The organism is Pseudomonas allii (genome assembly GCF_055380095.1).
Genome location: NZ_AP039450.1, coordinates 3834535 through 3853182 on the forward strand (window position 1 = coordinate 3834535; position 18648 = coordinate 3853182).

21 protein-coding genes are annotated in these 18648 nt (G+C 63.2%); 8 read left to right on the top strand and 13 right to left on the bottom strand.

Features of this window, described 5'->3' with window-relative positions:
* Nucleotides 1-2: 2 nt before the first annotated feature.
* From ACZ445_RS17130 to ACZ445_RS17150, 5 genes are all read right to left on the bottom strand, one after another.
* Nucleotides 3-902 carry an oxygen-independent coproporphyrinogen III oxidase gene (locus tag ACZ445_RS17130; protein WP_464707318.1) on the bottom strand — a complete coding sequence of 300 codons (900 nt, stop codon included), beginning with the start codon at nucleotides 900-902 and terminating at the stop codon, nucleotides 3-5.
* A gap of 8 nt (nucleotides 903-910) precedes the next feature.
* Nucleotides 911-1354: a CopD family copper resistance protein gene (locus ACZ445_RS17135; RefSeq protein ID WP_058423932.1), complete on the bottom strand. Its 444-nt coding sequence runs from the start codon at nucleotides 1352-1354 to the stop codon at nucleotides 911-913.
* A 72-nt stretch (nucleotides 1355-1426) separates the two neighbouring features.
* Nucleotides 1427-2449: a hypothetical protein gene (locus ACZ445_RS17140; RefSeq protein WP_058423933.1), complete on the bottom strand. Its 1023-nt coding sequence runs from the start codon at nucleotides 2447-2449 to the stop codon at nucleotides 1427-1429.
* 99 nt (nucleotides 2450-2548) lie between these two features.
* Complete coding sequence (locus tag ACZ445_RS17145; RefSeq protein WP_464707319.1) at nucleotides 2549-3865, bottom strand: OprD family outer membrane porin; 1317 nt, start codon at nucleotides 3863-3865, stop codon at nucleotides 2549-2551.
* A 129-nt stretch (nucleotides 3866-3994) separates the two neighbouring features.
* Nucleotides 3995-6169, bottom strand: a complete 2175-nt coding sequence (locus ACZ445_RS17150; RefSeq protein WP_464693745.1) for an FUSC family protein — start codon at nucleotides 6167-6169, stop codon at nucleotides 3995-3997.
* A 184-nt stretch (nucleotides 6170-6353) separates the two neighbouring features.
* On the opposite strand from ACZ445_RS17150, the gene ACZ445_RS17155 reads away from it, so the two are divergent.
* Both ACZ445_RS17155 and ACZ445_RS17160 read left to right on the top strand, forming a co-directional pair.
* The gene (locus ACZ445_RS17155) at nucleotides 6354-7307 is read left to right on the top strand and encodes a LysR family transcriptional regulator (RefSeq protein WP_058423936.1); all 954 of its coding nucleotides are present in this window, start codon (nucleotides 6354-6356) and stop codon (nucleotides 7305-7307) included.
* A gap of 151 nt (nucleotides 7308-7458) precedes the next feature.
* A complete protein-coding gene (locus ACZ445_RS17160; RefSeq protein WP_058423937.1) occupies nucleotides 7459-8202 on the top strand; it encodes an SDR family NAD(P)-dependent oxidoreductase in 744 nt (247 codons plus the stop codon).
* Here ACZ445_RS17160 and ACZ445_RS17165 read toward each other — a convergent pair whose 3' ends face one another.
* Both ACZ445_RS17165 and ACZ445_RS17170 read right to left on the bottom strand, forming a co-directional pair.
* Complete coding sequence (locus tag ACZ445_RS17165) at nucleotides 8203-9357, bottom strand: MFS transporter (RefSeq protein ID WP_464707320.1); 1155 nt, start codon at nucleotides 9355-9357, stop codon at nucleotides 8203-8205.
* Nucleotides 9354-10376, bottom strand: a complete 1023-nt coding sequence (locus ACZ445_RS17170) for a zinc-dependent alcohol dehydrogenase family protein (RefSeq protein WP_464707321.1) — start codon at nucleotides 10374-10376, stop codon at nucleotides 9354-9356. The genes ACZ445_RS17165 and ACZ445_RS17170 overlap by 4 nt, the downstream gene beginning before the upstream one ends.
* Nucleotides 10377-10530: 154 nt before the next feature.
* Between ACZ445_RS17170 and ACZ445_RS17175 the strand changes: the two genes are divergently transcribed.
* Nucleotides 10531-11412, top strand: coding sequence for a LysR substrate-binding domain-containing protein (locus tag ACZ445_RS17175; RefSeq protein WP_058423940.1), 882 nt, complete (start codon nucleotides 10531-10533; stop codon nucleotides 11410-11412).
* Here the strand turns inward: ACZ445_RS17175 and ACZ445_RS17180 are convergent, their stop codons facing one another.
* Nucleotides 11413-11808, bottom strand: a complete 396-nt coding sequence (locus tag ACZ445_RS17180) for a winged helix-turn-helix transcriptional regulator (RefSeq protein ID WP_071493274.1) — start codon at nucleotides 11806-11808, stop codon at nucleotides 11413-11415.
* A gap of 90 nt (nucleotides 11809-11898) precedes the next feature.
* Between ACZ445_RS17180 and ACZ445_RS17185 the strand changes: the two genes are divergently transcribed.
* Nucleotides 11899-12813: an aromatic alcohol reductase gene (locus ACZ445_RS17185; protein WP_058423942.1), complete on the top strand. Its 915-nt coding sequence runs from the start codon at nucleotides 11899-11901 to the stop codon at nucleotides 12811-12813.
* Here the strand turns inward: ACZ445_RS17185 and ACZ445_RS17190 are convergent.
* Both ACZ445_RS17190 and ACZ445_RS17195 read right to left on the bottom strand, forming a co-directional pair.
* Nucleotides 12788-13333, bottom strand: coding sequence for a putative natural product biosynthesis protein (locus ACZ445_RS17190; RefSeq protein ID WP_058423943.1), 546 nt, complete (start codon nucleotides 13331-13333; stop codon nucleotides 12788-12790). The genes ACZ445_RS17185 and ACZ445_RS17190 overlap by 26 nt on opposite strands.
* Nucleotides 13334-13395: 62 nt before the next feature.
* Complete coding sequence (locus ACZ445_RS17195) at nucleotides 13396-13779, bottom strand: DUF2946 domain-containing protein (protein ID WP_058423944.1); 384 nt, start codon at nucleotides 13777-13779, stop codon at nucleotides 13396-13398.
* A 164-nt stretch (nucleotides 13780-13943) separates the two neighbouring features.
* On the opposite strand from ACZ445_RS17195, the gene ACZ445_RS17200 reads away from it, so the two are divergent.
* On the top strand, nucleotides 13944-14552 hold the full coding sequence (locus tag ACZ445_RS17200) for an SCO family protein (RefSeq protein ID WP_016976099.1): 609 nt from the start codon (nucleotides 13944-13946) through the stop codon (nucleotides 14550-14552).
* Nucleotides 14552-15034 (top strand): copper chaperone PCu(A)C, encoded by a 483-nt coding sequence (locus ACZ445_RS17205; RefSeq protein WP_058423945.1) that lies wholly within the window; start codon nucleotides 14552-14554, stop codon nucleotides 15032-15034. Before ACZ445_RS17200 ends, ACZ445_RS17205 begins: the two co-directional genes overlap by 1 nt.
* A 16-nt stretch (nucleotides 15035-15050) precedes the next feature.
* On the opposite strand, the gene ACZ445_RS17210 is transcribed toward ACZ445_RS17205, so the two are convergent.
* Nucleotides 15051-15380, bottom strand: a complete 330-nt coding sequence (locus ACZ445_RS17210) for a DHCW motif cupin fold protein (RefSeq protein ID WP_058423946.1) — start codon at nucleotides 15378-15380, stop codon at nucleotides 15051-15053.
* 125 nt (nucleotides 15381-15505) lie between these two features.
* On the opposite strand from ACZ445_RS17210, the gene ACZ445_RS17215 reads away from it, so the two are divergent.
* Complete coding sequence (locus ACZ445_RS17215) at nucleotides 15506-15994, top strand: HIT family protein (protein ID WP_058423947.1); 489 nt, start codon at nucleotides 15506-15508, stop codon at nucleotides 15992-15994.
* Nucleotides 15995-16003: 9 nt separating this feature from the next.
* Here the strand turns inward: ACZ445_RS17215 and ACZ445_RS17220 are convergent, their stop codons facing one another.
* The gene (locus tag ACZ445_RS17220) at nucleotides 16004-16474 is read right to left on the bottom strand and encodes a GNAT family N-acetyltransferase (protein WP_464707322.1); all 471 of its coding nucleotides are present in this window, start codon (nucleotides 16472-16474) and stop codon (nucleotides 16004-16006) included.
* Nucleotides 16475-16650: 176 nt separating this feature from the next.
* Between ACZ445_RS17220 and ACZ445_RS17225 the strand changes: the two genes are divergently transcribed.
* Complete coding sequence (locus ACZ445_RS17225) at nucleotides 16651-16986, top strand: hypothetical protein (RefSeq protein ID WP_033896666.1); 336 nt, start codon at nucleotides 16651-16653, stop codon at nucleotides 16984-16986.
* Here the strand turns inward: ACZ445_RS17225 and ACZ445_RS17230 are convergent.
* Nucleotides 16976-18589, bottom strand: coding sequence for an ATP-binding response regulator (locus tag ACZ445_RS17230; protein ID WP_310863854.1), 1614 nt, complete (start codon nucleotides 18587-18589; stop codon nucleotides 16976-16978). The two genes, ACZ445_RS17225 and ACZ445_RS17230, sit on opposite strands and share 11 nt — an antisense overlap.
* Between the last annotated feature and the right edge of the window lie 59 nt (nucleotides 18590-18648).

The following is an 18648-nucleotide window of genomic DNA, read 5'->3' on the forward strand; positions in this document are numbered from 1 at the left end:
TGTCAGCCGAACAGCCCCAGGCCGATGCGGCTGCAATCACCGTGCAGGGTGAAGCCCTCGTCGGTGCGCCGCAATCGACCGCGCTCCTGGGCCTGGGTCAACTCATCGTCGCCACGGGCGAACTGGCCGAGGCCGAGGTAGTGATAACCGGCCGCTTCCAGGCGCTCGACGCACAACAGCCCCATGGCGGTGCTTTGCGCGGCACTGCACGATGCCTGCGGGCATTGCCCCGCGTATCGCGCCGGTGGCCGGGCATAGTCGAATACCTGCACGCGGTCGGGCTCCAGCGCGATCAGGCTGGCCAGCTTCGCCTCCAGGCTGGCCAGGGTCTGCCAGGCATTGCCGTAGCCCAGGTCGACACTGACCGAACGGAACCCGAAGGTGCGCGCCGCATCGATCAACGACTGGATCGGTGCAGGATCGCGATAGGTGTCCTGGGAGAGAGGGTCCGCGGTACAGGCATCCGGCACACCGATGCACACCCGGTTGAAACCCAGCTCGCGCAACCGGCCGACGCTGGCCCAATCACTGTGCTGGGGCGCCAGGTCGATGGCGTAGTCGCCGCGGTCATGCTCAAGGAAATGCAAGCGCTCGCGCAGCCGCTGCATCTGCATCTGCACATCGCCAATGGGCGCTGCCCCGCGCCACTGGAAGTGCTCAACCGGCTGGCGACTGCCCAGGCAACCACCGATCAGGCGTATCTGCTGCGCCAGGCTACTGCGGTAAACGGCACTCGGCGTACCTGGCCAGTGCAGGGTCACTGCCAGTGGACGCTGCCGTTGGCGGCTGGTGCGCAAAGCACGGGCGACATCGAGAGGAATGACGGTGTGCATGGCGGGCTCCGGATCCGGCGACGATGCGCCATTGTCCGGTGCGACGCCACGGCGCACCTTGATGTGCATCAAAGGCTTTACCAACTGAGGTAAAACATGCCCTTGGCCAACAGCACGATGGCGACCATATGCCCGAACAGGCTCAGATGGATAACCCGCAGGTAAGCCGCACTCACCCGGCCACGGCGCATGCGCAGCATCGTCAGCAGAAAGTGCAGCAGCACACTGGCGGCGAGGATCAGCTTGAGGGTCAACAAGGTGCCGAACGACGAGGCGAACGGCGCGGCCAACACCGGCAGGTAACGCAAGCCGACCATGCCCAGCCCGGCGCCGAACAGCACCAGCAACACCCACGGCATCAGCGCCCGGGCACGCACGCCGATACCTTGCTCGACCTGCAGCATCACCCGCGCCGGCAACTGCCGATGCAGCCCCCCCAGGATCAGCACTTCGAAAAACACCGTGCCGATGAAGATCAGCGCGGCGAACAGATGGGCCAGCAGAAACAACAGGTAAAGCATGGTGGCCTCGCAGGTGGCGTCAAGGCGCCAGTGTGGCGCCTTGACGCCACCTGAACCTTGATACCGATCAAACTAAACCCGCACGCCGAGCATGCCGGCAGTGATGATCAGCGTCACCAGCGCACCGACGCCAATCACCGCCCACGTCATCACCGCACAACGCGCTTCGCTCACCCCATGGTTACGCAGCACACCGCGCAGGCCACACCCCAGGTGCGCGATCAACAGGAACACTGCCAGGGAATAATGCGGCACCAGGCGGATGCTCCAAGCATCGGCCAGCAACCCCACCGGGTCGGCCACGGCCCAGGCGTAATCGGTGTCGGTGCCGAAGTAGCGCGCCAGGGTAAATACCGAGTTGATATGGGAGGCTATAAACACGGCCAGGTAAGCGCCGGACGCGGTCTGCAAGGCGTCCAGCAGGTCAGCGCGGTGGACGGTTTTGGGGCGGATCAGCACCAGGCCGCTGAGTATCTGGAAAAAGAACGTGACGATAAGGATCGGCTCCAGCCAACCGTTGCGATACACCACCCGCAACACCTCCATCACCGCACGATGCGCATCGTTGCCGAAAACCCCGAGCAGATGGTTGAACAGGTGCGGCGCCAGGAACACCAGCAGGATCGCCACCGACGCAATGCCATGGGCGACCCGCAGCTTGATGTAGGTGCGCGGGTGGTGGGTGAAGTCAATGCTGGGCAGCGTGGCCGACACCATCGAGAAGTAGGCACTCACTGCCAACCACAGGCCGCTCCACATGACGAGGTCGTGACCATTGACCTTCATCAGGTACAGCAGCACGCCCATCAGCGTATAGGCTGGCGGCGTGGCAACGGCCAGGCAGGCCAGGCGCCTGGCAAGCACCAGGCGTGCACTCATCATCGGCTGCACACCCGTGACGAACACGCAGTAGAACGCCACCACCGGCACTGCATAGGCACTCAACATCAGCGCCAGAGTCACCGGCCCGCCGGCCCCGCCAACGTGGGCCAGGTTGCTCCATTGCAGTGCCCAGGGGTAATAGAGCGCGGCGGCGAATGGCAGCAGCCACAGCCATTCCAATCGGGTGTCGGCCAGCGGTTTTGCGAGAGACATTGTTGCGTCCTTACTCATGGATTTTCCCCCGCGACCCTACGGACTGGCGCGAGGGAAACCCAGGTCCAATTCCACGCTTTTTGCCTACACCACTGCGCGTTACAGCAAGGGGATGCTGTAGCTGACAATCAACCGTGTCTCGTCCTTGTCCGCCGTGTCATTGCCGCGCAATACCGCACTGCGCCAGGTAAACCCCAGGCCTTTCAAGGTGCCGGTGGGGATCACGTAGTCCAGGCGCAGGTCGCGCTCCCATTCGCTGTTGTCGCGGCCGGCGGTGCGGATATGGCTGCCGTGAATGTAAGTCACACTGGAGCGCAACCCCGGTACGCCCAGGCTGGCAAAGTCATAGGCATAACTGCCCACCATGGCCTGTTCGCCGGCATTCACAAACTTGAGCGACTGGGAGTTGGTGATCAGGTAAAGCGAACGGCCCTGCCCCTGGTTGATGTGCGGGAAGTCACTTTGCCCGGTGGTTTTCTGGTAGCCCAGGCTCAGCGAATGCCCGCTCAAGCCATAGGTGAACAGTACGCTCCACAAACGGTTGTCGACCTTGCCTGTGTTGACGCCGGGCGCGTAGTAGCCCGAGCCGACATAACCTTCGCCACGGCCCGAAGCACTGCCGTTCTTACCGTCGGCGGTGCTGTAGAAATAACGCAGGTCGCTCTTGAGCTGCCCCACAGGCAGTTGCCAGGTGTGCACCAGGCCCAGGAAGTGCTGTTGGTAGAAGTTCTCCAGGCTGGCGTAGTAGTACTGCATCTGCAGTTGCTTGCTGACGGTGTAATCCACGCCGCCGTAGTAGAACTGGTGACTGGACTTGCCCTTGACCGGGTCATTGGCGCCGGCAATCGACAGGCCTTGGCCATTGCTGGAGTTGCGGTCCACGACCTGCTCGATCTTGCCCGCGATCAGGTTGACGTCCTTGAAGTCCTTGGACTCCACCTGATAGCCACGGAAGGTCTGGGGCAACAAGCGCCCGTCTTCAGTGGTCAGCACCGGCAGCCTGGGCATCAGGCTGCCGGCCTTGAGTTGGGTCTGGGCAATGCGCAGTTTGCCGGTGACGCCGGTCTTGCTGAAGTCATGGGCGGCCTTGCCATCGTCCAGCGGGAAGACGCTGCCAGGGGTGTTATCGGCACCGGACTTGCCGGCCCGGCCGGAGGCGTCCAGGCGCAGGCCGTACCACTCTTGCAGGTCCAGGCCAAGGCCGACCGTGCCTTCGGTGAAACCGGACTGGTAGTTGAACATAAAGGCCTGGCCCCATTCCTTGTCCGAGGCGGCCTTGGCGTTGCGGGTGTCCTGGTTGTAGTAGAAGTTGCGCAGGTCGAGGCTGGCTTTGCTGTCATCGATAAAACCCGACGCAGCCGCCTGCTGCGCAGCGCCGATGGAGACGGCGAGCGCCAGGCAAGTCTTGTGGTTCATGAAGGCTCCGAGAAGTGATTGAGGCGCCCCGTCGCAGCGCTGTTTTTGTTGTGCCAGGGGGGCTGCAGTCAACGGGAGCGCGCACGGTATAGCGTTGCGTGGCCGGGAAAAAGCCGGCAAAACAGCCAATCACTTTTTCAGTTTGGGTAACAATCCAGCGAGTGGCGAGCGCGTGTCCAGCAGTGAGGTGCGGATGAAGTGCAGGTAACTTTCCACCCGGCGCAAGGCCGAGGTCTCAAAGTGCGCTTCGAAAGGTTCGACGGTGTCCTGCACGCACTCGATCGCGTGTCCGACGCGTGCCAGTGCACGTTGCCACCGTGCATGCCCCGGCTGGTTGAACAAGCGCACCAATGCCCGCCCCACGGCACGTACCGCCTGGCGCCACGCGGTGGTTTCGGCGTAGCAGGCCAGCGCCGGCAACTGCGCCTGCTCGCGGCGCAGTTCGATCAGGGCATGGCCGACGTCAAGCACCACGAACGTCCAGCGCAGCAGGCGGTGTTGCACCTGCGGCTGGCCGGCGGACAAGCCATGGACCTGGTTAAGCAGGTCACGGGTGCCGCTTTCGAAACCCGAGCCCAGCGCCGGCAAGGGTGCGTGGAGGGCGAACACGACCCGCTGGCGCAGGTCCTGTTCCAACCGACGCCACAACCACGGGCTGTTGGGCGGCAGAATGATCGCCCCTGCCGCCGCGCACACCAGCATGCCGAACACCATGGCGAGGTAGTCATTGATCAAGCCATAAGGGTTGTAGAGCGTGAGATTGCCGGGCACCGAACTGGTGCCGAAAAACACCAGCATGCCCAGGCCGTAGCCCGTCCACTGAGGTTTGGCCAACCAAAACGACCCCAGCATGATCACCGGCGCAATCACCAGGCACAGTAACGGGAACCCATCGATCCTGGGGTAGACGATGAACACCTCGAAAATCCCGATGACCGCCGCCAACACTGTCCCACAGGCAATCTGGAACGACATGCGCCGGGGGTTGGGGGAGAACGCCGAGAGCCCCACCGTGAGCGCGGACACCAGGGTCATCGCCGCGCCACTGGGCCAACTGGTGGCGATCCACAGCGCACACAACACTAGCAGCACCACCGCTGCACGCAGCCCGGCGCCCACCGCCGCCAGCCAATGGGTCTGTGGCTGAAAAGGTTCGGCCCAACGCTCACGCCGGTGGTTGTGATCGGCCAGGGAAGCATGGGTCCGGGCGTAGCTGAGCAACTCGTCGACGAAGCGATAAAGCAGCTCGCAGGCCGTGTGGAAATCCAGCAGGTCGTCGGCGGGCGGATGCGCCTGCGCCAGTTCGGCGCGCAGGTGGTGGACCTGGCTCGGCAGCCCGTGGATATAACGCTTCAAGCGTGTCGACAAGTGTGCCGCATCCAGGTCTGTGAGTACCTGCCCGGCGAACGGTTCCAGCACATTGACCAGCGCCTTGAGTGCCGGGCCCACAGCTTCCAGCACCGCCGTGGCACCGCGCATCTGCACTCGATCGAGCAACTGATGCAGGGCATTGAAACGCGTGGTGATGGCCATGAACTCGACGTTGAGCCGATCCAGGCGCCCCTTGCGTCGACGCATGTAAGGGTCTTCGAACACACTGACGCTGCGCATCCCTTCCAGGCCCACTGCCTCGGCGATGAAGCGCAGGTTGGCGACCTCGAACGCCGCCTGGTCGTGGCTACTGCGCAGACCGCTCACGACAAATTCGGCGAAACGACCAAAGCGTTGGTACAGGGTATTGCGCATGGCGGCGCCCGCCGTATTGGGCAGCAACGTTGCGCTGATCCCGGTGGCGCACAGCACGCCCAGGGTGATCTCCAACACCCGCCACACCGCCGCCATGAACACCTGCTCCGGGTGCCCCACCACCGGCAAGCCCACCATCACCGCGGTATACCCCGCCAGCACCCACCCATAGGCGCGAAAATGACGATTGCGCGCCGCGCCGTATGAGCACACGCCCACCCACACGGCCAACCCGGCCAGGAACAGCTCGGTGCTCTGGGCGAACAGCGCCATCAACAGCACCATGAACGACGACCCCACCAGCGTGCCGATCACGCGGTAGACGCTTTTGGCCAGGACATGCCCACTGTACGGCTGCATCACGATAAACACCGTGGTGATCGCCGTGCCGGGCTGCGGCAACTCCAGGCGCATCGACAGCCACAAGGCCAGGTACGAAGCGATCAGCACCTTGAACAGGTAGACCCACATCACCCCGTCGGTGCGCGCCCATTCCAGGAAGCCCCGGCGCCAGGGCAGTGCTCTCAGCCGGCGTGAAAAATCAGTGAGTGGTGGCACGAAACAGGGACTCCCGACAAGCTGGCTGGCACACAAGGCCGGCGACTTTAGGCAGTTGCGCCAGGGTCGGTAAGTCATCCAGAACGTGAATGACTGTTACGCAAAACACCACAATAAATAGCGTTTACAGCGGCCCGCGACTTCATGCCACACTGGAAAAATCCGTTATCCCTGGTAGCCATCGATGGACATTCTGCAGAACATGCGCATCTTCCGTTGCGTCGCCGAAGCCGGCAGTTTTACCGGCGCGGCGGCACGACTGAACACCAACACCACCCATGTATCCCGCTCCATCTCCAACCTGGAAGCACACCTGCGCACGCGCCTGTTCAATCGCACCACGCGCCGCATCGCCCTCACCGAATCCGGCCAACGCTATTTGGTGCGATGCGAGCAGATCCTGCATTCGATCGCGGAAGCCGAGGTAGAAGCCGGCGACGCCCATACCCGGCCTATCGGCCAGCTCAAGGTGCATTCGATGACCGGCATCGGCCAGCATTACGTGGTGGACGCCATCGCCCGTTATCGCCAGCATTACCCGGATGTGACCTTCAACCTGAGCATGAGCAACCGCACGCCGGACCTGGTGCACGAAGGCTTCGACGTATCGATCGTGCTGGCCATCGACCTGCCTGACTCCAGCCATGTGTCGCAGAAGCTCGGCAGCACCTACAGCATCGTTTGCGCATCACCGTCCTACGTAAAAAGCCACGGCATCGCGCAGGTTCCCAAGGACCTGCTCGACCACGCTTGCCTGCGCCTGGTCAGCCCGGTGATCCCCCTCGAGGACTGGACCTTCGACGGCCCCAATGGCAAGGAAAACGTGATCATCAGCCACTCGCCCTTCCTGGTGGATTCGGTTGACGCGATGAAAACCGCCATCAGCAATGACATGGGCGTCGGCATCCTGCCCGTGCATGCGGCGATCAAGGGACTGCGCAGCGGCAGCCTGGTGCGCGTACTGCCCGAGTACCGCCTGGAGGAGCTGAGCCTGTACGCCATCTACCCTTCCCGGCATTACCTGGACGCAAAAATCAAAACCTGGGTGGAGTACCTGCGCAGCTCCCTGCCGGAGGTGCTCGCCGACCATAAGGCTGTGCTGAAGACCCGCCCGTTGCTCAGCGCTGTTGAGTCATAACGACTACATCGGGTCATAGCGACTACAGGACGCCAGGGTCATAACGACAACAAAAATCGCAACCGACTGATTTTCATAACGTTATTCATTGGCATGATTTCTGACTCGAAAATGGGCAGGACAAATCGTCGAAACCCACAGAGAGATCACCATGAGCAATGAATTCAACCAGCGTCTCGCCGTCGTCACCGGTGCCAGTTCAGGCATCGGCCTGGCCGTGACCCAACGTTTGCTCGAACGCGGCGCGAAGGTGGTCGCGATGTCGCGCCAACTGGGCGGGCTTGGCGTGTTGGCCGAGCAGTTTGGCGAGCAGCTCAGGTGGCTGGCCGGGGATGTGACCGAGGCAGCCGACCTGGCGCGCCTGGCGCAGGTGGCGGCACCGATGGGGCCAGTGGATCTGCTGGTGCCGAACGCGGGCATTGCCCAACTGGCCGATGGCCTGGACCTGGCCGCCTTCGACCGGCAATGGGCGGTCAATGGGGCCGGCGCGTTGAACACCTTGGGCAGCCTGCGCGGGCAGTTCGCGGCGCAGGCGTCGGTGGTGTTCATCGGCACGTTCCTGGAGCAAGTGACCTTTCCCGGCCTGGCCGCCTACATTGCGTCCAAAGCCGCCCTGCGCGCCCAGGTGCGCACCCTGGCGGTGGAACTGGCGCCCCACGGCATCCGCCTGAACATGGTCTCCCCCGGCCCCACCGCCACGCCGATCTGGAGCACCCTGGGGCTCAATGACGAAGCCCTGGGTTCGGTGGCGAAGACCGTCAACGCCCGCCTGCTCGACGGGCAGTTCCTGGAGCCGGGAGCCGTGGCCGATGTGATCCTGTTCCAGTTGGGCCAGGGCGCACGCAGCGTGTTCGGCCAGGATTGGGTGGTGGACGGAGGTTATACCTTGCGCTGATCAGGCCAGTGCAGGCATGGCCTTGGCACCTCCGAATGCCAGGGCCTTCCAACCGATCACCAACAGCGACAACCCGGCAAAGATCAGCCCGCAGCCAATCACCCCGGTGGTGCCGAAGGCATTGATGAACAGCCCGCCCACCGATGACCCGATCACCACCCCGGCATTCGCCGATGACACATACAGGCTGGTGGCGAACTCATGCGCCTCGGGTGCCGAAGACGTGAGCCAGACTTGCGTGACCACCAGGCCACAGGTATGCGCCGCGCCCCAGAGCAACACGATCACACTCATCGACGCCCACGACAGGCTGCCAAAGGCATACAACACCAGGTATGCCGCCGCCAGTACCACCGGATACAGTACGGCCGTCACAACCAGATGCCGGCTGAGCGCACGCCCCACCCATAGGTTACCCACGACGCCGCCGATGCCGAAGATCACCAGCATGACGCTGATGGTCCGGCCATCCATACCGACCTGGGTCTTGAGGTATTCGGCGGCGTAGCTGTACACCGAAAACATCGTGGTAAACACCAACACGGTAGCGAGGATCGCCAGCCACACCGAGAGGCAGCGCAGCACAGACAGCTGCTTGCCGAAACTCAGGGGTGCCGAACGCGGGTGATCGGGCAGTTTGAGCCACAGGCCCAACGCCGCCACCGCCGTTGCCACGGCGCAAAAGTAGAACGAGGCCTCATAGGAAAGGCTCGCTCCCACCCATGTGGTCAGAGGCACGCCCAACACCAGCCCAAGCGTGGTGCCGACCACCGCCAGCGCTGTGGCATGGGCCGCTCGTTCGCGGGGGTACAGCGATACCGCCGTGGAAAACGCGGCGGCAAAAAATACCGGATGAAGCATGGCCGGTACCACGCGCAGCGCCATCAGTGTTTCGAAGTTCGGTGCAAACGCCGACAACACACTGCTGATCGAGAACCCCAGCAAGGCACCCACCAGGATTTTCTTGCGCGCCACCCGCGAGGCCAGCAGCACCAGGAACGGCCCCAGCACCGCCACGATCAGCGCAAACAACCCCATCAACCACCCGGCCTGGGACACACTGATCGCGAACCGCTCGACGATCATCGGCAAGATGCCGACCACCCCAAACTCCAGGGTATACAGGCCGAACAACCCCAGGATGATATAGATCACGGGCCGACCTCGATCACCACTTTACCGAAGGCACCGCGCTGCAAGTGGGCGAAGGCCCGGGGCGCTTCGGCAAAGCGGTAGGTGTGATCGATCATCGGTTCGAGGGTGTGTCGCTCCACCATACGGATCAGGTCTTCAAGGGCACGGCGTGGCCCCACCGCCACACCGACGATGGCGGCGCGCTTGGCCAGCAGGCTCATCAGCGGCGCGCTCAACTGGTCGCTCTCCAGCAGGCCGATCACTGAGACACGCCCACCGTTGCTCACCGCTTGCAGTGAACGCGCCAGGTTGTCGCCACCGGCCATTTCCAGCACGTGCTCGGCGCCGCGTCCGCCGGTCAGTTCCAGCACGGCGTGGTGCCAGTCCGGCACCCGGCCACGGTGGATGCCATGGGTGGCACCCAATTCGACGGCACGGGCGATTTTTTCATCGCTGCTGCTGGTGATGATCACACGGGCGCCATGGGCCGCCGCCAGTTGCACGGCAAACAGCGAAACGCCACCGGTGCCCTGCACCACCACGGTCTGGCCGGCGTGCAAGTGGCCGAGTTCGATCAAGGCCATCCAGGCCGTCAATGCCGCCACCGGCAAGGTGCTGGCCTGGGTGGCGTTCAACGAGCGCGGCGCGAGCACGCACCAGTCAGCGGGGGTGGTCACGTATTCGGCCAGCATGCCGGGGATCGGGCCGCCTTGCGGTGGCGCGTCGGCCCAGGACAACGGCCTGCCGTCGACCCAGCCGGCAAAGAAACTCGACAGCACCTTGTCGCCCACCTTGAACCGGTTCACACCCTCACCCACGGCCACCACCGTACCCGCCATGTCGGACGCCGGGGTAAAGGGGAATTGCAGGCTGGCGCCCATGCCGTTTTCCGCTACCTCGGCGTCACGGTAATTGAGCGATACCGCCGCGACGCGCACCAGCACCTCCCCGGCCTTGGCCACCGGTCGCGGCACACGGGCCAGGCGCAAGGTATGGAGGCCAAAGGTCGGGATTTCCCAGCGTTGCATCAAGTCAGTCATGTTCAGGTCTCTCGTGAGGGTTTTGCGCAAGGATAAGAACCTCGCTTCACGGGATTAAGTAGGGCGCGGCTCCTGGGTCTACGGAGCTTTCATTCCGCAATACCGGCAATTGCGCTAGGGTATCGGCAATTCCCGTCGCCAATCGGTGCCTCAGATGGACAACCTCACGACCCTGAATGCCTTTGTGCAGGTCGCGCATACCCACAGTTTTGTCGCCGCCGGGCGGGTGCTCGGGGTGACAGCGTCGGCGGTTGGCAAGAGCGTGGCGCGCCTGGAAGAACGCCTGGGTGTGCGACTGTTTCACCGCAGTACGCGCAGCGTGACGCTGACTGCCGAGGGCGAGCTGTTTCTGGAGCGCAGCCGGCGCATCCTGCGGGAAATCGAGGAAGCCGAGGCAGAGTTGTCCCAGGTCAGCCAGGCGCCCCGTGGTCGCCTCAAGGTCAGTCTGCCGCTGGTGGGGCATCCGTTTTTGCCAGTGCTGGCCGACTTCAAGCAGGCCTACCCTGACGTCGAGCTGGACCTGAGCTTCACCGACCGCCGCGTGGACGTGGTGGAAGAAGGCTACGACGCGGTGCTGCGCAGCGGCGAGGCGCCGGATTCGCGCTTGAGTTCACGGTTGGTGGGGGAGTATCGGATGATCGTCGTGGCGGCCCCCACCTACCTCGAACGTCACGGCACACCGCAGCGCTTCAGCGACCTGGCCCAGCACAGTTGTATCCTGTTCCGCTTTCCCAATACCGGCAAGTTGCAGCGTTGGCCGTTGCACGCACAAGGCGTCGAACTCGACCAGCACCTGCCGGCAGCGATGATCTGCAACAACCTCGAGGCCCGGGTGTGTTTTGCACTGCACGGCATTGGTATCGCCTACCTGCCGGACTTCGCCATCCGCGAGGCCCTCGACAGCGGGCAATTGCTGCAGGTGCTGCCTGACTGCACCGAGCACGGCAGCTTCCGCATGATGTGGCCGTCGAGCCGGCACCCGTCGCCGAAGTTGCGGGTGTTTATCGACTTTCTCAAGGAACGCCTGTTTCCCTGATCAGGCGTTGTCGAACCGCTGCCGCGCCTGGCGAAATTCATCGCCCTTCTCTACCACCCAGGTCCATAGCGGGATCATGTGTACCAGCAGTTCCGTGCCCAGGCTCGACAGCTCGTACTCGACCCTGGGCGGCACTTCCTGGAAGTCGTAGCGCAGCACCAGCCCGTCGCGCTCCAACTGGCGCAACGTACGGGTCAGCATGCGCTGGGTCACGCCCTGCATGCGCCGGCCGATCTCGGCGTGACGCAAGCGACCGGACACACCCAGCACGTGCACGATGCCCAATGACCAGCGGTTGCCCGCGTGGGTCAGCACCTCGCGCTTGAGGCCGTCATCGTCGGCGCTGAGGGCGTCGCAGGCGGCTTGGGAGCGGCGGATGATCTCGTCGTTATCCATGGGGAGCTCTCGGTATCACGGGTGTGCCTTCTTATGCGCGGCGATGAATTCTGCAAGCATGCCACGACTTTCAATCCAGACGGAGTTCCTATGACCACCTCTTCCATCTTGGTACTCGGTGCCGGCGAACTGGGCATGGCCGTAGTGCAAGCACTGGCCGACCTGGCTGCACCGGGCGACACACGCCTCGCCGTGCTGCTGCGCCCCGCTAGCCTGCACTCGGCTGCGGCCAACGCTTTGCGTGCACGGGGTATCGAGCCCGTTGCCGGTGACCTGCAGAACGACAGCCAAAGCGTGCTCGCCGAGCGCTTCGCGCCCTTCGACACGGTGATCTGCTGCACCGGTTTTGCCGCCGGCCCCGGCACCCAGCGCAAACTGGCACGGGCCGCCATCGAGGGTGGAGTGCGGCGTTATGTGCCGTGGCAATTCGGCGTGGACTATGACCTGATCGGCCGTGGCAGCCCGCAAGATACCTTCGACGAACAGCTCGACGTACGCGACCTGCTGCGCGCCCAGCACGGCACGCAATGGCTGATCATCTCCACCGGCATGTTCACCAGTTTTCTGTTCGAGCCCTCGTTCGGCGTGGTCGACCTGGCGCAGAACACCGTGCATGCGCTGGGCAGTTGGGACACCGCCGTCACCGTCACCACGCCTGAGGACATCGGCCGGTTAACCGCACACATCGTGCTTGCCGAACCGGCGCTGGGCAACCAGGTGGTGTTCACCGCCGGTGACACCCTGACCTATGGGCAACTGGCCGATACCGTCGACGCCACCCTCGGCATCCGGCTGCAGCGCGAGCCCTGGCCGGTGCCGAGGTTGCTGGCCGAACTGGCGAAGGACCCCGATGACAACCTGAAGAAATACCGCGCAGTGTTCGCCCAAGGCCACGGCGTGGCCTGGGACCCCGCCGTGACCTTCAACACCCGCCATCACATCGCCATGACGGACGTTGCCACGTGGATCCGCCAACACCTCAGGGCACCGGCAACCATCCGCTGAATTCACCCCGGCTGTTCAATGGGCACCAGGCGAAGTCCGTTTGCGCGCCGGGCAATACCTGGGGTTCGACCGCCGCGCACGGTGCCCCTTTCCAATCAAACAGGGTTGCGCCCTGCCAGGCCAGGACCACACCCCTGGCCTGGCTTTTATCTGTCTGCACCCAACGCGCGGCAGCGGCCGCCATGAACGCCTCGATGGGTTCGTCATCGATCTGCGCCCGATACTCCGAGCCCAGCAGCCAGCGGCAGACGTTCACGTGGTAGGTCCAATCCAGCGGCGGGCGGTGGCGATAGGCCCAGGTCATGAAGCTGCGAAACAGGTTGAGGCCCTCGGGCGGGTCCAGCTTGAGCAGCGCCGGGCAGATGTCGAACAGGGTGTGCCAATACGGCAGCAGCCGTGCATCCAGGTGCACGAAACTGCGGGAATTGCTGGGGTACTCAGGCGGCGCCGGCTCCGCGGGCGGGCGGCGGGACGCCTTGCTGACCAGGCGGCGGGCGCCTGCGGGCAACAGGTGGTTCATGAAACGCACTCACAGTCATGACGATGGGAAGCCTCCTGGTTTCAGGAAGCCCAAGGCAAACGTCAGAATGCAGGGGAAGCGCGGGGATTGGCCGAGGGCCAGGAATAGCGTGGCGGCGCCTTGTTGCGCCGTTCATGGGCCGGGCGCGGGGTGTGTCCCAGGCCCAATAACCAGGCCAGGCCGACCAGGAACACCAGGGCAACGGTCAATGCGTTGCAGACCGGGCAGGCAAAGTAGTTCGAGATGTTGCTGGAAGACGGGCTGCCTAACCCTTTGTCGGAAAGTGGCGCCTGGTTGCCGCTCACCGAACAGAACGCCCCACCGATGCCGTTGAGCGCCTGCCCCGTCATCTGCCCATGCCCCAAACCGCAGACGAACAGGTTCATGAGCACGCAGAAGTACAGGGCCCAGGCGATCAGCGAACGGTCAGGGTGGCTCGATTTCATGGCGGCGACTCTACCACCAGCGCCGCAAAAGGATGAAGCGCGACATGCCCCTGTGGCAGAACGTCGCAGATTACGTGCGCTTCCCAGGGTTGGTAGACTGGGCGCCCTCAAAGCCTGACGTATTGATCCAGAGCAATGCAGGCGCTTCACAGGATGCACAGTTGATGAGTACGTTATTCACCCGCCGCAAGGTGCTGACCGGTATGGGCCTGTTGGGCCTGGGCAGCCTGCTGGGCGGCTGTGACTACAGCCCCAAGCTGAACTTCAAGTACGGCAAGGACCTGAGCGACAAGATCATGGGCCGCACCTTCAAGCTCAAGAACACCGACGGCGAAACCGTCACCCTGAGCTCGTTCCGTGGGCTGATGCCGGTGGTGTTCTTCGGTTTCACCCAGTGCCCGGCCGTGTGCCCGACCACCCTGGCGCGCGCCGCCCAGGCCAAGAAACTGATGGGCCGCGATGGCGAAATCATGCAGGTGGTGTTCATCACCCTGGACCCGGAACGCGACACGCCGGAGATTCTCGACAAGTACGTCAAGGCCTTCGACCCCAGTTTCGAAGCGCTGTACGGCACCCCGGAAGAAATCGCCGTGGCCGCCAAGGAGTTCGGGATCTTCTATGAAAAGATCCCCGCCGGCGACACCTACACCCTGTCCCACACCGCCACCAGCTTCGTGTTCGACACCCGTGGCAACCTGCGCCTGGGCCTGCAGGCATCCCTTACCGCTAAAGAGTGCGCAGAAGACCTGCTCACCGTCATGGAGGTCTGCTAATGACTGCCGTTCAACACCTCAAGCGCACCCTTATCGGCATGACCCTGCTGGGCCTCGCCGCCCACGCCAGCGCCCAGGTACAAGTCACCGACGCCTGGGTACGCGCCACTGTGCCGGGCCAGCCGTCCAGCGGCGCGTTCATGACCGTCACCGCCGACAGCGACAGCAAACTGCTGAGCGTGGCCTCGCCGGTGGCCAAGGACGTGCAGATCCATGAAATGAGCATGAAGGACGACGTGATGCGCATGGGCCCGGTGGACTCGGTGGCCCTGCCGGCCGGCAAGGCCGTGACCCTCGACCCTGATGGTTACCACGTGATGCTGATGGGCCTGACCGGCCAGATCAAGGAAGGCGACCAGGTGCCGCTGACCCTGACCGTGCAGAACGCCAAGGGCGAGAAGCAGGCGATTGAAGTGAAGGCGCCGGTGCGGGGCCTGGATGGGATGGACCCTAGCAAGATGGACCATGGCAAGATGCATTGAGACGTGCGCACCCGCCTCAATCCACGATAAATAGCCTTGCCCCGGCACTCGTCGAAGATCGATGCCCTTCCATGTCATTGCCCACCTGGTAACTCATCCCGGCTGTCAGCGTAAACTGACGGCCGTCTTCCAGTTCTGTGTGCAACTCGCCTTCAAGGCATAACAGCACATGCCCCCGCCAGCACCAGTGGTCCGCCAAGTAGCCAGGCGTGTATTCGACCATGCGCACACGTGTTGTGCCGAAGTGGCAGGTGCGCCACAGGGCATTGCCAGTGATACCTGGGTGACTCACCGGTTCGACCGTGGCCCAGTCGGTGGTGCCAAAAGGAACAGCAGTGAGATCCATGGCGAGCTCTCGCGTTGATTGATGTGACTTGAGGCTATTCACAAGACACGGTGGACGGTAGACACAGATCGACCCGTTTTATGGGATACAGGTATCCTGCCCGCACAGAGCTTACGGACACGCTGATGCAGATCGACCCTGCCTACATCCTTCACGAAACCGAACACTGGCTGCTCAACCACCACCTGACCTCGGCGTTGCCCGGCTACCTGATGTTGGGCGCCAAGACACCCATCCACTCCCTGGCCGATATGCCGGAAGCGGCGCTGGCCGAGTTGGGTGGGCTGCTGGCGAAAACCCAGCGAATGGTAGAAGCGCAGCTCAAACCGAAATGGCTGTACATCAGCCGTTTTGGGCACATGCCGGGATTCCCGCTGCATTTTCATTTCATCCCCGTGTATGACTGGGTAGAAGCGGCGTTTTGGCGGGATGAGCGTTATCGGGTGCTGCAAGGCTTTGGCACCCAGGAACTGGCGCAAACATCGACCGATGGGGCTGAGTTGACGCTGTTTGTATGGCGTGAGTTTGGAGAAAGCCTCACGCCACCGCAGGTCCAGGGAGAAACGGTGCATCAAGTCATAGAGAGGTTGCGCGCAGCGTTCGCGCGTCAATGACCAGTGGTGTCAGGGGATCAGTTGTTTTGTCATCGGGATGCACGCCAACGTCAACCCAGACGGCGAGTGATAAACCGCCTGTTCATCCCCCGCATAGCCACACGCCCGGTAAAAGCTCGCCGCATTCAACGTCGCATCCAGCACCACGGTCTTAATCGCCATCTCCCGCGCAACCGTCTCAAGGTGATCGAGCATCGCCTTGCCATATCCGCGCCCGGTGCAATCGGGCAATACGAACAGTGCGCCGACTTCATTGTTGTCCAGATCAAGCATTCCAGTGACGACCGCCCTACCGTTCAGCCACCCCAGGTAAAACGTTTTATCCATCAGCGCGCTATAACCATCTTCGGCCTTACCCCGCGTCCACAGCAGCATTTGCTCGCGCGTGTACGCGCCGATGCATTGGCCGCGAATGGCCTGCAAACGTATGTCGAATGCCACTTGGGCATCTCGCGGGGTTGCGCGTGTTATCTCCAGCATTTCCCACTCCTTCCATGAAATCATCGTGCCATTAGCACACTTGTGCTAATCGACCCCTCCCCCCCTGCGGCGCTATATTCCCCGGCACTTCCAACGTTCCCCAGGCACCGTGCAACTATTGCGCGTGGCCGCGTTGTGCGCTGGAAAAACCATAACAACCCCAAGGAAGAAGCACCATGAAACTGCAATCCTCCGTTACCCGCCTCACCCTGTTGGGCGCCCTGATCATCGGCGTGGCCGGCTGCAGCAACATCAAGCCCACCGAAGATCACCTCAAGACGCTGTCGGAGACCAACCTGGGCGAACCGGTCAAGCGTATTTCCAATGTGCGCAGCGACTCGATGACCACCTACTATGTCGCCAGTGCCGCCTCCGGCGAGTACAACTGCTCGGTGCCCAGCGGTGCCAGCGGCGGCATGTTCGCCGTGGCCAGCTTTGGCATGATGAAACCTGCGGCCTACTGCCAACCCAAAGGTGCACGCGGCAACCCACTGCAGGGCTTCACTCAGTAACCGTCTGCTGACTCAGGTCGCGCAAGGTCCCGCGCAGTTCGGCGGGACGCACCGGCTTGGAGAGAATGGCGATCTGGCGGTCGTGCAAGGCGGCCTGGATTCTCTCCACGTCGTGCCCGGTGAGAATCAGCGCAGGGACGGCCCAGCCACGTTGCTGGCGCAGGGCATCGATGCATTCGATACCCGTGGCGTGGTTACCCAAGTCATAGTCGGCGACGATGATGTCGCAATCGCTGACCAGATCACGCCCCGAAGACTCGGCCTGCACCTCGCAGCCCCAGCGCTCCAGCAGGGCCTGGGTGGCGAGCAGCACGTTGTGGTCATCTTCTACCAGGCACACCTTCAACCCGGTCAGCAGCCCGGCCTGGCGTGTGTCGTCGCGCGGTGCCGTGGCGCGTGGCGCGGTGGCCAGGGTCAAGCCATACAGGCTTACAGAAGTACCATGGCCCACCCGAGAGCGCAGGCCTACTTGCACCCCCATCAACTGCCCCAGGCGCTTGACGATGGACAGCCCCAGGCCGACGCCTTCGACGTCCTTGTCACGCAGGTGGCGTACCCGATAGAACTCCTCGAAGACCTTTGACAGATGCTCCTCGGCAATCCCCCGCCCCCGGTCATGAATCTCCACCGCCAAGCCGCCGTCGCGAACGCGCACGCCGATGAGTACAGGGCGGTGTGCACCGTATTTGAAGCAGTTGGACAGCACGTTCTGCACCATGGTCGCCAGCAGCGCAGGGTCGACCAGCACCCAATGCGTGCAGGGCCTCAGGCGCAGCTCCACCCCGGCCCAGCGCGCGGCCTCGGCGTTCTGGCGCACCAGGTCGGCAAGGAACTCGCCCAGATGCACCGCCTGGTACTTGGGCAGCAGGCGACCGTTATCGAGGGTGTAGAGGTCGAGAATCGAGCGGAACAATTGCGATACGTTGAGCAGCGAACGGTCGATGTTATCCACCAGGCGCCGCTCTTCGTCACCCAGCCGGGCTTCGCGCAGGCAGGCGGTGAACAGGCCGATGGAATGGATGGGTTGGCGCAGGTCATGACTGGCCTGGGCAAGGAAACGGGATTTCTCCAGGTTGGCGGCGATGGCCTGCTCGGAGGCCTTGCGCGTGCGCTCCAGCAGGATATGCGCGTACACCGGGATCACCGTGCTGGTGATCATCAACATCAGCACCATGAAGGGTTGCGCCTGCCACACCGGCGTCAGCCGATACACGATCAGCAGCGCCAGCAAGGCCAACGCCGTGGCGATCGCCAGGTAGCGCGAGCCGTAGCGCATGCCGTTGCCCAGGTTGACCCACACCATCACCGCATACAGCGGCAGCGCCGCTTCACCGCCCACCACCATGCCGAACGAGGTGCCGGTGTAGTCATGGATCATGCCAAAGATCCGCCGCGCCGGGTAATGCCCCGGCCAGCGCACAATCACTTGGCGCAAGGCAATGGAGGCCAGCAGGAACAGGAAGATATACAGGATCACCGGAAGGTAAGTGTCCACCGACTGTCCCGGCAGGAAGCCCAATGCACCGATGTAGACGATCGCGATGCTGGCGACCACGATGCGCAGGTTGGCCTGGTCGAGTTCGGAGTTGGTCTCAAGACTCATGGGGTAACGTCCTTGTGCGGCAGTCATCAATTCCTTCACGCACCACCAGGCAGGCCCGA